Origin of the sequence: Mycolicibacterium sp. lyk4-40-TYG-92 (assembly GCF_030209435.1) — a bacterium.
Lineage (GTDB): Bacteria > Actinomycetota > Actinomycetes > Mycobacteriales > Mycobacteriaceae > Mycobacterium.
Map to the genome: position 1 here is coordinate 114,869 of NZ_JARVRX010000019.1, position 12,356 is coordinate 127,224.

The 12,356-nt window shown below is 66.9% G+C and carries 13 protein-coding genes; 6 read left to right on the top strand and 7 right to left on the bottom strand.

Going from position 1 to position 12,356, the window contains the following annotated elements; all coding sequences use genetic code 11:
* The first annotated feature begins 26 nt into the window (after positions 1-26).
* Genes opcA through QRN63_RS24480 form a run of 3 tightly spaced genes read left to right on the top strand, consistent with a single transcriptional unit; the run spans position 27 to position 2,036 of the window.
* Positions 27-938 (top strand): glucose-6-phosphate dehydrogenase assembly protein OpcA, encoded by a 912-nt coding sequence (opcA, locus tag QRN63_RS24470; RefSeq protein WP_285033529.1) that lies wholly within the window; start codon positions 27-29, stop codon positions 936-938.
* Positions 931-1,665 (top strand): 6-phosphogluconolactonase, encoded by a 735-nt coding sequence (gene pgl, locus QRN63_RS24475; protein ID WP_285033530.1) that lies wholly within the window; start codon positions 931-933, stop codon positions 1,663-1,665. Before opcA ends, pgl begins: the two co-directional genes overlap by 8 nt.
* A 2-nt stretch (positions 1,666-1,667) precedes the next feature.
* A complete protein-coding gene (locus QRN63_RS24480) occupies positions 1,668-2,036 on the top strand; it encodes an ATPase (RefSeq protein WP_267317329.1) in 369 nt (122 codons plus the stop codon).
* Between the two features lie 26 nt (positions 2,037-2,062).
* Here QRN63_RS24480 and QRN63_RS24485 read toward each other — a convergent pair whose 3' ends face one another.
* Positions 2,063-2,488, bottom strand: coding sequence for a MarR family winged helix-turn-helix transcriptional regulator (locus tag QRN63_RS24485; RefSeq protein ID WP_267317328.1), 426 nt, complete (start codon positions 2,486-2,488; stop codon positions 2,063-2,065).
* 97 nt (positions 2,489-2,585) lie between these two features.
* Between QRN63_RS24485 and QRN63_RS24490 the strand changes: the two genes are divergently transcribed.
* The 3 genes from QRN63_RS24490 (at position 2,586) to QRN63_RS24500 (ending at position 5,979) form a co-directional block, all read left to right on the top strand.
* A complete protein-coding gene (locus QRN63_RS24490) occupies positions 2,586-3,665 on the top strand; it encodes a substrate-binding domain-containing protein (protein ID WP_285033531.1) in 1,080 nt (359 codons plus the stop codon).
* Positions 3,666-3,852: 187 nt separating this feature from the next.
* Positions 3,853-4,890: an aliphatic amidase gene (locus tag QRN63_RS24495; protein WP_267317326.1), complete on the top strand. Its 1,038-nt coding sequence runs from the start codon at positions 3,853-3,855 to the stop codon at positions 4,888-4,890.
* A 9-nt stretch (positions 4,891-4,899) separates the two neighbouring features.
* Entirely contained in the window at positions 4,900-5,979 is a 1,080-nt protein-coding gene (locus QRN63_RS24500; protein ID WP_285033532.1) for an AAA family ATPase, read from the top strand.
* Positions 5,980-5,984: 5 nt separating this feature from the next.
* Here the strand turns inward: QRN63_RS24500 and ppc are convergent, their stop codons facing one another.
* The 6 genes from ppc to QRN63_RS24530 all read right to left on the bottom strand — a co-directional run bounded on the left by ppc (position 5,985) and on the right by QRN63_RS24530 (position 12,278).
* Entirely contained in the window at positions 5,985-8,792 is a 2,808-nt protein-coding gene (gene ppc / locus QRN63_RS24505) for a phosphoenolpyruvate carboxylase (RefSeq protein ID WP_285033533.1), read from the bottom strand.
* 54 nt (positions 8,793-8,846) lie between these two features.
* Complete coding sequence (locus tag QRN63_RS24510) at positions 8,847-9,230, bottom strand: hypothetical protein (RefSeq protein ID WP_285033534.1); 384 nt, start codon at positions 9,228-9,230, stop codon at positions 8,847-8,849.
* Positions 9,227-9,853, bottom strand: coding sequence for an MspA family porin (locus tag QRN63_RS24515; protein WP_502888189.1), 627 nt, complete (start codon positions 9,851-9,853; stop codon positions 9,227-9,229). Before QRN63_RS24515 ends, QRN63_RS24510 begins: the two co-directional genes overlap by 4 nt.
* A gap of 141 nt (positions 9,854-9,994) precedes the next feature.
* Complete coding sequence (secG, locus tag QRN63_RS24520) at positions 9,995-10,231, bottom strand: preprotein translocase subunit SecG (RefSeq protein ID WP_267317321.1); 237 nt, start codon at positions 10,229-10,231, stop codon at positions 9,995-9,997.
* A gap of 31 nt (positions 10,232-10,262) precedes the next feature.
* Positions 10,263-11,048, bottom strand: coding sequence for a triose-phosphate isomerase (gene tpiA, locus QRN63_RS24525; protein WP_267317320.1), 786 nt, complete (start codon positions 11,046-11,048; stop codon positions 10,263-10,265).
* Positions 11,049-11,051: 3 nt separating this feature from the next.
* Positions 11,052-12,278, bottom strand: coding sequence for a phosphoglycerate kinase (locus QRN63_RS24530; RefSeq protein WP_285033537.1), 1,227 nt, complete (start codon positions 12,276-12,278; stop codon positions 11,052-11,054).
* Positions 12,279-12,356 lie beyond the last annotated feature (78 nt).

Genomic DNA, 12,356 nt, shown 5'->3' on the forward strand with positions numbered 1-12,356 from the left:
GGAGCGGAACGAGGAGGAGTCGAGCCATGATCTTGGATCTGCCCGACACCAACACCGGCGCGATCAACAAGAAGATCGTCGCACTGCGGGAAGAAGGCGGTGCCATCACGCTCGGGCGGGTGCTGACCCTGGTAGTGGCGCCCGACACCGAGGCCATCCTGGAAGAGGCCATCGAGGCCGCCAATACCGCCAGCCGTGAACATCCGTGCCGCGTCATCGTGGTGATCCCGGGTGACCGGCTGGCCACCGAGGCCCGCCTGGACGCCCAACTCCGGGTGGGCCGCGACGCCGGCGCCAATGAGGTTGTGGTGCTGCGTCTCTCGGGTCCGCTGGCCAACCACGCCAGCAGCGTGGTGACGCCATTCCTACTTCCGGATACCCCGGTGGTCACCTGGTGGCCCGATGTGGCGCCCGCCGTGCCGGCGGCCGATCCGCTGGGCAAGCTGGCGATCCGCCGGATCACCGACGCCACAAACGGCGAAGACCCATTGGCGTGCATCAAGAGCCGGCTGGCCGGATACACATCCGGTGACACCGACCTGGCCTGGAGCCGGGTGACGTACTGGCGGGCGCTGCTCGCCGCCGCACTGGACCAGGCACCGTATGAACCGATCACCGAAGCGCTGGTGTCGGGCCTGAAAGACGAACCGGCCCTGGATATCTTGGCCGGCTGGCTGGCGGCCTGCATCGACGGGCCGGTGACGCGCGCAGTCGGCGACCTCAAAGTCGTGCTGAGCCGGCCCACCGAGACCATCACGCTGAGCCGCCCGCAAACCGGTGTCACCGCATCGCTCACCCGCACCGGCCGACCGGAAGCCCACATTCCGTTGGCGCGGCGGGAAGCGCGCGACTGCCTCGCCGAAGAGATGCGCCGGCTCGATGCCGACGAGATCTACCATCGCGCCCTGGTGGGCCTGGACAAGGTTGTGTATGTCTGAGCAGATCATCGAAAAGCATTCCGACGCAGACGCTTTGGTGACCTCCGTGGGCGACCGCCTCGTCGCGGCCATCAACGGCGCCATCGAGACCCGCGGCGTGGCGTACATCGTGCTGACCGGCGGCGGCACGGGCATCAAGTTGCTCAAGCATGTCGGCGGACATCCGATCGACTGGGCCAAGGTGCACCTGTTCTGGGGCGACGACCGCTACGTCCCGGCCGACGACGCCGACCGGAACATCAAGCAGGCGCGCGAGGCGCTGCTGAATTCCGTTGCCATTCCTACCGAGAACGTGCACGCGATGGCCGCCAGCGACGGCGAGTTCGGTGACGACATCGACGCCGCGGCCGCCGCCTACGCGCGCGAGCTGGCCGCGGTCGCCGGGAACGGTTCGCCGACACCGGAATTCGACGTCCATCTGTTGGGCATGGGCGGCGAGGGTCACGTCAACTCACTGTTCCCGCACACCGACGCCGTCCGCGAGACCGAGCGGTATGTCGTCGCCGTCACCGACTCCCCCAAGCCGCCGCCGCGACGGATCACGCTGACGCTGCCCGCGGTCCGTCGGGCACGGCAGGTGTGGCTGGTGGTCGCCGGCGCCGAGAAGGCCGACGCGGTCGCGGCCGCGGTGGGTGGCGCTGCAGCCGTTGATATTCCAGCGGCCGGCGCGATCGGCACCGAGGCGACGGTGTGGTTGCTCGACGAGGCCGCGGCGGCGAAACTGTAGCCATGGTCGACAAAGGCGACGGTCGTTCACGACCCGTGCGCGGCCGCATCCGAACATTGACGGACGCCGCGTTGAACGCCGACGTCATGGTGTCCCAGGTCGACTCGCTGTTGGTCGACATGGAAGGCACGCTGGCGACGCTGAGCACACTGACCGGTGACCTCGACACCACGATGTCGCGATTCAACGAGACCATCACCCAGATCGACGAACTCGCGCCGCGCATCTTCGGCGTGGTCGACCGGATGGAGGCGATCGTGACGCGCGTCGAGGCGATTGTCGGGGTCGCCGAGACGGTGCTGTCGCCCATCACGGTGACCGAGAACGCCGTGCGAGGCGTGCTGAAGTCAGTTCGCGGCTGGGCCACATAGCGTTCTCTCGCCGCTGCAAGAACCCGCTATGTGGCGCGGGGCGGCGACGCGAGTCGGTCAGATAGCTGCCGGCGATTGGACGCCGCCCACTGCGCTTCGACGGGCTCGATCCGACGACGCAAACTGTCGTGAAGCAAGGTGCCGCGGTCGCTGAGGAAGACCCGGACCTTACGGCGGTCGAATTGATCTACTTCCCGGTATGCGAGTGCCTGGACGACCAGCCGGTCGACCACCCTGGTCAGGGTGGGTCCAGGGGTCGGCGTCAGCGCCTGCAGTTCTGCCATCGTGAGTCCGGCAGCGGCGGCCAGGGCGTCGAGCGCCAGCCAGTGGTCGACGCCGAGCCCCGATTCCTGAAGTTCGGCATCCAGGCAGGCGGTCAAATTGCGGGCTGCGCGGAGCAGCGTGGCGGTGATCGACGTGGTCACGTCGTGCTGGGACACCGTGCTCGCCATGACCAACTCCTACGTGTTGCCCGTTGGGCCGGGTAGCGCAATACTTTCAATTGAAAATGATGATAGCCGGTCCGCGGACGGTGCGGCAAAGGACGTAATGGTCATGAACTCGCAGGCCAGTAGCGCTGCCGACGAGGCATGGCGGGTGGCCATGGTGGTGCCCCTACAGGGTCCGGGCGGCGTCTTCGGGCCATCGTGTGAAGCCATCAGCGAGCTGGCGGCGCACGACCTCAACGTCGATGGCGGAGTCCTGGGCCGCGAAGTGCAGATAGAAGTGGTCGACGGCGGGGCCGACCCGCAGCTCGTCGCCCGACGGATCGATCAACTCATCACGGCGGGCGCCATCCACGCCGTCAGCGGGTGGCACATCTCCTCCGTACGCAATGCGCTCGCTCCGGTGGTCGCGGGCCGGGTGCCCTATGTGTACCCCGCCCTCTACGAAGGCGGTGAGCGTCGCCGCGACATCTATTGCTGCGGCGAGACTCCGGACCGCCAGATCGCGCCGGCGTTGCGCTGGTTGCGGGAGAACGCCGGGGTGCGGCGCTGGTTCATCGTCGGCGACGACTATGTCTGGCCGCGCTCGTCGGTGGCCGCGGTCCGGGAGTATGCCCGCGATCTCGGTCTCGACCTCGTTGGGCACCGGTTCGTGGACCTGGGCCGCGCGGACATGTCCGAGGCCGTCAGGGCGGCCATGGCGTCGCAATGTGATGCCGTGTTGATGCTGCTGGTGGGCCAGGATGCGGTCGAATTCAACCGCGCCTGCGCCACACTCGGTGCCGCCGACTCGTTCCTTCGGTTCAGCCCGTTGATGGACGAGAGCATGTTGCTGGGCAGCGGGGCGGACGGCACCCGGGGATTATTCGTCGCCGCCTCCTTCTTTTCCTCGATGGTGGGGGCCAACGCGATGGAGTTGATAGGCCGTTACCACGACGTGCACGGCCCCACCGCTCCACCGCTGAGCGGTATCGCCGAATCTTGTTACGAGGGGCTGCAATTGCTGTCCCGGCTCATTCATCGCTCGGGGCAGTTGACCGACATAGCGACCAGTGATCGTGTCTCGTACGACGGTCCGAGGGGCACCGTGCACTACCGGTCGGACGCGACCGTGCAGCCGGTGCACCTGGCCGTCGCCGACGGGTACGACTTCGATGTGCTCACCACCCTGACTGCGTTTTGACCTCCGACGGCGTGGAGGGCTCGGGTTGACACTGCGGCCCCGCGCATTTATTTTCAATTGAATATATTTCATCTGAATCTTTTTAGGTGGCGACCGTGCACGGTGTCGAACGTGGTCCCCACATCACCGCAGTTGTGATTCAGCCGCCGTATCCCCTTCGAGCCCTTACCCTTTGAGGAGAACCGCCATGCGTCATGGTGACATTTCGTCGAGCCCGGACACCGTCGGCGTAGCCGTCGTCAACTACAAGATGCCCCGGCTACACACCAGGGATGAAGTCCTCGACAATGCCCGCAAGATCGCGGACATGGTGGTGGGAATGAAGTCCGGACTGCCGGGCATGGATCTCGTGGTGTTCCCCGAGTACTCGACTCAGGGCATCATGTACGACCCCGAGGAGATGTACGCCACCGCGGCTTCCATCCCCGGCGACGAAACCGACATCTTCGCCGCGGCGTGCCGGAAGGCCAAGACGTGGGGCGTCTTCTCCATCACCGGTGAGCGCCACGAAGACCATCCGAACAAGCCGCCGTACAACACCCTCGTCCTCATCGACGACACCGGTGAGATCGTGCAGAAGTACCGAAAGATCCTGCCCTGGTGTCCCATCGAGGGCTGGTACCCCGGAGACACCACCTATGTTTCCCGGGGTCCGAAGGGGATGAAGATCTCGCTGATCATCTGCGACGACGGCAACTACCCCGAAATCTGGCGGGACTGCGCCATGAAGGGCGCGGAGCTGATCGTCCGCTGCCAGGGATACATGTATCCCGCCAAGGAGCAGCAGGTGCTCATGGCCAAGGCGATGGCATGGGCCAACAACACCTACGTCGCCGTGGCCAATGCCGCCGGCTTCGATGGGGTGTACTCCTACTTCGGGCACTCTGCCATCGTCGGGTTCGACGGCCGCACCCTGGGCGAAACCGGCGAGGAAGAGTACGGAATCCAGTTCGCGCAGCTGTCGCTGTCGGCGATTCGAGACGCCCGCCAAAATGACCAGTCGCAGAACCACCTGTTCAAATTGCTGCACCGCGGCTACTCCGGCGTGCACGCGGCCGGCGACGGCGACAAGGGTGTCGCCGATTGCCCGTTCGAGTTCTACAAGCTGTGGGTGACCGACGCGCAGAAGGCTCAGGAAGTCGTCGAATCGATCACCCGGGACACCGTCGGTGTGGCGGACTGCCGCGTGGGAAACCTGCCCGTAGAGCGGACCGTCGAGGCGTAAGAGAGCGACGTGCCTTACCTCACCGACATGTTTCACGATCAGAACGCGACGCCGCAGAGCACCAACGACGTCGCCGTGAAATCGGTCGCTGGGTTCGATCCCGACGCCTTCGCCGAGCGACTCGGGCAGCGGATACTCGGTCAACCGAACGCCGTCAGCGCCGTCGCCCGGGCATTGTCGATCGCCCATGCGGGTATCGCCGATCCCGGCCGCCCTCTGGCCAGCGTGCTGCTCGTCGGACCGACCGGAATCGGCAAGACCGAACTGGTCCGCCAGGTCGCCGCCGAGATCCGCACCGGGCCCGACGACCTCTGCCGAATCGACATGGCCGCCTTGGCCCAGGAGCACTACGCCGCGTCCTTCTCCGGGGCACCACCGGGATACGCCGGAAGCAAAGAATCCTTCACCCTGTTCGACAAGAACAAGATCGAAGGCGATCCGTACACGCCCGGCATCGTGCTCTTCGACGAAGTCGAGAAAGCGGACCCCACGGTGATCCGTGCACTGCTGCACGTGCTCGACAGCGGCCAACTCAGACTCGCGAACGGGCGTGAACGCATCTGCTTCCGCAACAGTTATGTCTTCATGACGTCCAACTTGGGTTCCACGGCCGTCGCCACGGCCCAGCGCGCAAACCGGTGGTCGTCCCGGTGGCGCCGACCGAGGGTATTCGGCACGGCGCCAATGGATCCGGCGACCCACATGCACGCACTGGTGACCGCCGCGGTCGAGGAGTTCTTCGACCCGGAGTTCTTCAACCGGATCGACGAAACCGTCATCATGGAGCCCTTCAGCACCTCGACGGCCCGGCAGGTCACCGGGCGCGAAGTGGAGTTGTTCACCGCGCGACTGGCCCGCGAATCCGTCGAACTCCGTGTCGACGAAACCGTGGTGCAGTTCCTGCAGGACTGTGGATTCGACCCGATCTACGGTGCCCGCGGGTTGCGCAGAACCATCCGGACCCATCTCATCGCACCGACGGCCGAGTGCGTACTGCGGGGCCGCACCACACCGACCGCACGCATCGTGATCGAGGCGAAAATGGTCGACGGATCCATCGCGGTGACACTGGCCGACCGCGCAGCGTGAGTCAGCTACCCGCTGTTGCGCAGTGCGGTGGCCAGCCCACTCATGGTCAGGAGGATGCCCCGTTGGACGAGTTCGTCTTCGTCACCTGAGCGGTAGCGGCGCAGCAGCTCGACCTGGAGGTGGTTCAGCGGCTCCAGGTACGGGAACCGGTTGAACACCGACCGCGCGAGGGCCGCGTTGTCGGCCAGCAGGTCGTCCTGTCCGGTGATCAGGGCGTGCATCCGGATGGTGCGCTCATGTTCGGCGGCGATCTTGTCGAACACCCGGTGGCGCAGCGCCTCGTCGTCCACGAGCTCCGAATACCTTGCCGCCAGGCCGAGATCCGACTTGGCGAGCACCTGCGCCATGTTCGACAGCACGGTCCGGAAGAACGGCCACTTCGCGTACAGGTCCTGCAATACTTCGAGGCCGCCGTCGGTGTTGTCGATGAACTCCTCGAACGCGGTCCCGGTGCCATACCAGCCCGGCAGCATGACGCGCGACTGACTCCAGGCCAGCACCCACGGGATGGCCCGCAGGTCGGCGATCGAAGTGGTCGGCTTGCGGGACGTCGGGCGGCTGCCGATGTTGAGCGCGCCGATCTCGCTGACGGGTGTCGACGCCTTGAAGTACTCGACGAACCCCGGTGTCTCGTGCACCAATTCGCTGTAGGCCCGTTGCGCGCGGGCGGCGAGGTCGTCCAGGACGTCGTAGGCGGGTGCCGCGGCGTCGCCGAGCCCTTCAACGTCGAGCAGGGTCGACTCGAGGGTCGCGGCCAGCAGCGTCTCCAGATTGCGATGTGCGGCGTGCGGTTCGGCGTACTTGGCGGCGATCACCTCACCCTGCTCGGTGATCCGCAGTGAACCCCTGACCGCGCCGGGCGGCTGCGCGAGAATCGCGTCGTAGCTCGGGCCACCGCCGCGGCCGACGGTGCCGCCCCGGCCATGGAAGAGCCGCAACCGGATTCCGGTCTTGCGGGCCGATTCCACGAGGTCGAGCTCGGCCCGATACAGCGCCCAGTTGGCCGCCAGGTAGCCACCGTCCTTGTTGGAGTCGGAGTAGCCGAGCATGACCTCCTGATGATCGTCCCGGGCGGTGACGATGGACCGGTACAGCGGAATGGCAAGGGCCGCTTCCAGAATCGCAGATCCGCGTTGCAGGTCGTCGATGGTCTCGAACAGCGGCACGATGCCGACCGGGCTGTACGGCTCGGGCCCGGCGGCATCGAGCAGGCCGGCTTCTTTGAGCAGCACCCCGGCCTCGAGGAGATCGGACACCGACTGACACATCGAGATGATGTAGTTGGGCACGGCCTGCGGCCCGAAGACCTCGACCGCGCGGGCCGCCGCGGCCACGATGTCCAGTTCCTTGCGCGCCAGCTCCGACAGCTGGGCGTCGCGCCCCACCAACGGCCGGCGCGTGGACAGCTCCGCGACCAGGACGGCGACCCGCTCGTCTTCCGGCAGAGACGCGTAGTCGGGGTGCACACCGGCCCACGCCAGCAGCTCGGCCACCACCTGCTCGTGCACTTCGGAGTTCTGCCGAAGATCCAGTCCGCAGAGGTGGAAACCGAAGACACGCACCGACTCTCGCAACCGGGCCAGCCGATCGTCGGCCAGCACACTGGTGCCGCCCGCACGCAACGACGCGTCGATGACATCCAGGTCGGCCAGCAACTCGGCCGGCGTTGGGTATTGCGGCAGGCCGAGGTCCAGCTCGTGCTCGGGTTGCCGGTCGAGTATCTCGCCCGCGGTGGCCGTCAGGCGCCCGCGGATCACATGGAGCGCCTGGCGGTACGGTTCGTCGGCGTGCGCCGGTTCGGGATGCTGGTCGGCGAGCGCCTGCAGCGCGTCGCTGACCCGGACCAGTCGTGCCGACATCGACAATTCATGTTCCAGCGCAAGGAGTTCGCCGAAGTACCGGTCGAATGCGGTGTAGGCCGCACTGCCGGTGGCCAGGCGCACCACGTCGGCCGTGACGTTGGGGTTGCCGTCGCGGTCACCACCGATCCACGAACCGGGCCGCAGGATCGGTGTCTCCAGCAGCGGCTCACCCGGCCAGCGGGCCTGGAGCGCGCCGCGCACCTCCGCGTTGACCCGCGGGATGACGTCGAAGAACGCAGCCGGGTAATAGCGCAGCCCGGTGGCGATCTCGTCTTGAATCTTCAACCGCGACAAGCGGATCAGGGCCGTCTGCCACAGGGTCAGGATGTGCCGGCGCAGCTCGGTCTCGATGTCGCGGCCGTCGCGCGTCACGCTGTGCCCGTGCAACCGCAGCCGCATCAGGTCGGTGATCCGGTTCTGGGTGTCGAAGATGGTGCGCCGCCGGGTTTCGGTGGGATGGGCCGTGATCACCGGCGCGACCAGCGCGCCGCGCAGCGCATCGGCGACGGCCGCGCCGTCCAGTCCCCCGGCTTCGTCGAGCTTGCGGTACGTCGCGGCCAGGCTGCTGTCCTGCGGCGGCTCACCCGCGGCCACGTGCACGGCGCGGCGCCGTTCGCGGTGGATGTCCTCGGCGACGTTGGCCAACAGCGCGAAATGCGTGAATGCCCGGATCACCGGGATCGCCTGATGAATGTCGATGCCGGAGAACAAGGCTGCGAGCTCCGCCCGGTCGATCTCGGAGCGACGCACCCGGAACGATTCCACGCGCGCCCGTTCCACCAGGTCGAAGACGGCGTCGCCGTTCTGCTCGCGCACCGTGTCACCGAGAATGGCGCCGAGCAACCGGATGTCTTCGCGCATCGGTTCGGTGGCCTCACGGCCCAGTTCGGTGCGCTGAACCGATCCGATCGGTAGCAGTGTGCTGTCAGGAGCGTGCGGAACGTCTGCCATCACCCAAGTATCGACGGCGGACGCCGCTCGCGCAGGGCAGGCGGTGTGGCGCGATCACGGCGGACCTAGCGGGACGATCGGCGTCGACGACGTGGTGGGCGTGGTGGGCGTGGCCGGGGCGCTCGTACGCGACGTCGTGGCCGAGGGTTTCTGCCCGTCGGGCAACACAATTGGCTTCACATCGCCGCCGTCGCCGCTCCCAGCGCCACTGTCCGAGTCGACGTTCGGCGGCCAATCCACCGACGTCGGCGGCCAGGCCTTGGCCGACGAACTGCCGCCACCCGGCGGCGCGCAACCCGATCCGGCGCCGAAGTCGCCCGCACCGGTGCAGTCGGCACGGGCGGCGGGTGGGGAAACCGTGAGCCAGACCGATACCGTCAGTGCCACAACGCCGACCGCAGCGGCCCCGGATCTCACCGGCATTCGTACGCCACTCATAGCTGCAGAATGTCCCCATAGGCGTTCACGCTGTCGTCGTTCTTGTCGGTGTCGATGGTCACGGTAGAGAAGAACCGGATGGCCACCGCCCCACCGCAGGCGTCGACCTTGACGTGCGCGTCGTGCACGGTGATGCCGCCGGTACGGCCCTTCAGTATCTTCTTGCCCAGCACCACGTTGGTGATCGTGCCCGGCAGCAGGTTCACCGAGACATTGCCTTCCAGATCGGCGTAGGGACCGATGGCATTCAGCACGTTTCCGCTGAAGCCAGGGTTGATGCCGATGTCGGCGTCGCCACCGACGCTGGCGCCCTCACTGAGATCGACCTGGCAGCCCAGCTGCAGACCCACGATCAGCGTCCCGTTGTTGACCGCTGACGAGCCGCTGCCGTCGATGGTCGCCTCGGCCCGGCCGGTGACGAAACCTTCCCGAGTGAAGGCCGTCGCAGCCATGTTGGGCACCGAGTTGACGGTCATCTGAGTGAGCGAAACCCCAAGGCGCCAGCCATCTTCGGTGTTGACGGCCTGCCGGACGTCGGCGACCGGGAGCGGATCGGCGCTCGCCACGCCACCCGCCACGCAGAGCAGTACCGCCGCGCCCGCACCGATACGAAGAAGATGCACCACGAGGCGAGCGTAGGTACCGGCGCTATGCGCGCCCTGTCATCGGCATAAGCGCCGGCACAGCGAACGCTGGGTACTTGCTGTCAGACAAACAGAACCGGCCACGCCCTGACAGGCGTGGCCGGTTCGGAAAGTCTGAAGCTAGGCGCCGTACTTGATCTGCAGCGCGATGCCGATGATCGACACCAGCCAGATGCCGGTGATGAAGTAAGTCAGCCGGTCGAGGTTCTTCTCGACCACCGTGGAGCCCGACAGACTGGACTGCACACCGCCGCCGAACAGCGTCGACAGACCGCCGCCCTTGGCCCGGTGGAGCAACACCAGCAACACAACCAACACGCTGGTGACGATCAACGTGATCTGCAGGGCCAAAATCATGACCCACAGCTTACCGGGTGCCCGCGCGGCCTTAAGGCAGCGGCCCACCTGCCGCGATCGCCGACAGCGTCGCGAACTGCTCGCCGTCCAGTGATGCACCGCCGACCAGTGCGCCGTCGATGTCGGGCTTCGCTACCAGCTCGCCGACGTTCTTGGCGTTGACCGAGCCGCCGTAGAGCACGCGGACCGTCGCGGCGATCTCGGGCGACGCCAGCTCGGCCAGGGTCGAGCGGATTGCGGCGCACACCTCCTGGGCGTCGGCGGCGCTGGCGACCCGGCCCGTGCCGATGGCCCAGACGGGTTCGTAGGCGATGACGACGCGGCTGATCTCGTCGGCCGAGAGCCCGGCCAGCGAGCCCTGCAGCTGGCCGGTGCAGTGCTCGACATGGTTACCGGCCTCGCGGACGTCGAGTCCCTCGCCGATGCACACGATCGGGGTGAGGCCGTGCTTGAGCGCGGCCTTGGCCTTGGCGGCGACGAGGGCGTCGTCCTCGTGGTGGTAGGTCCGGCGCTCGGAGTGCCCGACGACGACGAACGTGCAGCCCAGCTTGGCCAGGAACGCCCCGCTCACCTCACCGGTGTAGGCGCCCGAGTCGTGCTGGGACAGGTCCTGCGCACCGTAGGTGAGCAGGAGCTTGTCGCCGTCAACGAGGGTCTGCACGCTGCGCAGGTCGGTGAACGGCGGCAGGACGGTGACGTCGACCTTCGCGAAGTACTTGTCCGGCAAGGCGAAGGCGATTTTCTGTACCAGCGCGATGGCCTCGAAATGGTTGAGGTTCATCTTCCAGTTGCCGGCGATCAGCGGCTTACGTGCCATGATCTACGACCCCAGCACGTCGATGCCGGGGAGGGTCTTGCCCTCGAGGTACTCCAGCGACGCGCCGCCACCGGTCGAGATGTGGGAGAAGCCGTCCTCCGCCAGTTCGAGCTGACGCACGGCGGCAGCCGAGTCGCCGCCACCCACGACGCTGAACGCGCCCTTTGACGTGGCCGTGATGATGGCCTCGGCGACGCCCTTGGTGCCGTCGGCGAACGCGGGGAATTCGAAGACACCCATCGGGCCGTTCCAGAACACCGTCTTGGCGTTGGACAGTAGCGCGGTGAAGCGCTTGACCGACTCCGGGCCGATGTCCAGACCCATCTTGCCGTCCGGGATGCGGTCGGAGGCCACGGTCTCCGGTTCGGCGTCGGCGGCGAACTTGTCGGCCACCACGATGTCGACCGGGAGGTGGATGACGTCGGCGTAGGTGTCCAGCAGGCGCTTACAGGTGTCGATCATCTCTTCCTGCAACAGCGAGGTACCGACCGAAAGCCCTTGGGCCGCAAGGAAGGTGAAGCACATGCCACCGCCGATGATCAGGCTGTCGGCCTTGGTGGCGAGGTTCTCGATGACCGCGAGCTTGTCGGAGACCTTGGAGCCGCCGAGGACTACGGCATACGGCCGTTCGGTCGAGCTGGTCAGCTGCTCGAGCACCTTGACCTCGGCGTCCACCAACGTGCCGGCGTAGTGCGGCAGGATTTTCGCCACGTCGTACACCGACGCCTGCTTGCGGTGCACCACCCCGAAGCCGTCGGAGACGAACGCACCGGGTGAACCGTCGGGACCCTCGACGAGAGCCGCCAGCTCGCGGGCCAGCGCGGCGCGCTCGGCGTCGTCCTTGCTGGTCTCACGCGGGTCGAAGCGGATGTTCTCCAGCAGCAACACGTCGCCATCGGTCAGACCCTCGGCGCGGGCGAGCGCATCGGTGCCGACGACGTCGCCGGCCAGCTGGACGTGCCGGCCCAGCTTCTCTCCGAGTGCGGCGGCGACCGGCGCGAGCGAGAACTTGGGGTCCGGGCCGCCCTTGGGCCGGCCCAGGTGCGCCGTGATGACGACCTTGGCGCCGGCATCGGCCAGCGCGGCCAGCGTCGGGACAGAGGCGATGATCCGGCCCGGGTCGGTGATGTTGCCGTTCTCGTCGAACGGGACGTTCAGGTCGGAGCGGACCAGGACGCCCCGCCCCTCTACGCCTTCGGCCAACAGCTCATCGAGGGTCTTGATGCTCATACCTGTCTTTCTCTCACGTGCTATCTACAGCGATTTGCCGACCAGTGCGGCCAGGTCGGCGATGCGGTTGGAGTAGCC

What these genes read in the sequence shown, in the direction of transcription:
- opcA (WP_285033529.1), top strand. Translation starts at nt 27, where the DNA reads ATGATCTTGGATCTGCCCGACACCAACACCGGCGCGATCAACAAGAAG.
- pgl (WP_285033530.1), top strand. Translation starts at nt 931, where the DNA reads ATGTCTGAGCAGATCATCGAAAAGCATTCCGACGCAGACGCTTTGGTG.
- QRN63_RS24480 (WP_267317329.1), top strand. Translation starts at nt 1,668, where the DNA reads ATGGTCGACAAAGGCGACGGTCGTTCACGACCCGTGCGCGGCCGCATC.
- QRN63_RS24485 (WP_267317328.1), bottom strand. Translation starts at nt 2,488, where the DNA reads ATGGCGAGCACGGTGTCCCAGCACGACGTGACCACGTCGATCACCGCC.
- QRN63_RS24490 (WP_285033531.1), top strand. Translation starts at nt 2,586, where the DNA reads ATGGTCATGAACTCGCAGGCCAGTAGCGCTGCCGACGAGGCATGGCGG.
- QRN63_RS24495 (WP_267317326.1), top strand. Translation starts at nt 3,853, where the DNA reads ATGCGTCATGGTGACATTTCGTCGAGCCCGGACACCGTCGGCGTAGCC.
- ppc (WP_285033533.1), bottom strand. Translation starts at nt 8,792, where the DNA reads ATGGCAGACGTTCCGCACGCTCCTGACAGCACACTGCTACCGATCGGA.
- QRN63_RS24510 (WP_285033534.1), bottom strand. Translation starts at nt 9,230, where the DNA reads ATGAGTGGCGTACGAATGCCGGTGAGATCCGGGGCCGCTGCGGTCGGC.
- secG (WP_267317321.1), bottom strand. Translation starts at nt 10,231, where the DNA reads ATGATTTTGGCCCTGCAGATCACGTTGATCGTCACCAGCGTGTTGGTT.
- tpiA (WP_267317320.1), bottom strand. Translation starts at nt 11,048, where the DNA reads ATGGCACGTAAGCCGCTGATCGCCGGCAACTGGAAGATGAACCTCAAC.
- QRN63_RS24530 (WP_285033537.1), bottom strand. Translation starts at nt 12,278, where the DNA reads ATGAGCATCAAGACCCTCGATGAGCTGTTGGCCGAAGGCGTAGAGGGG.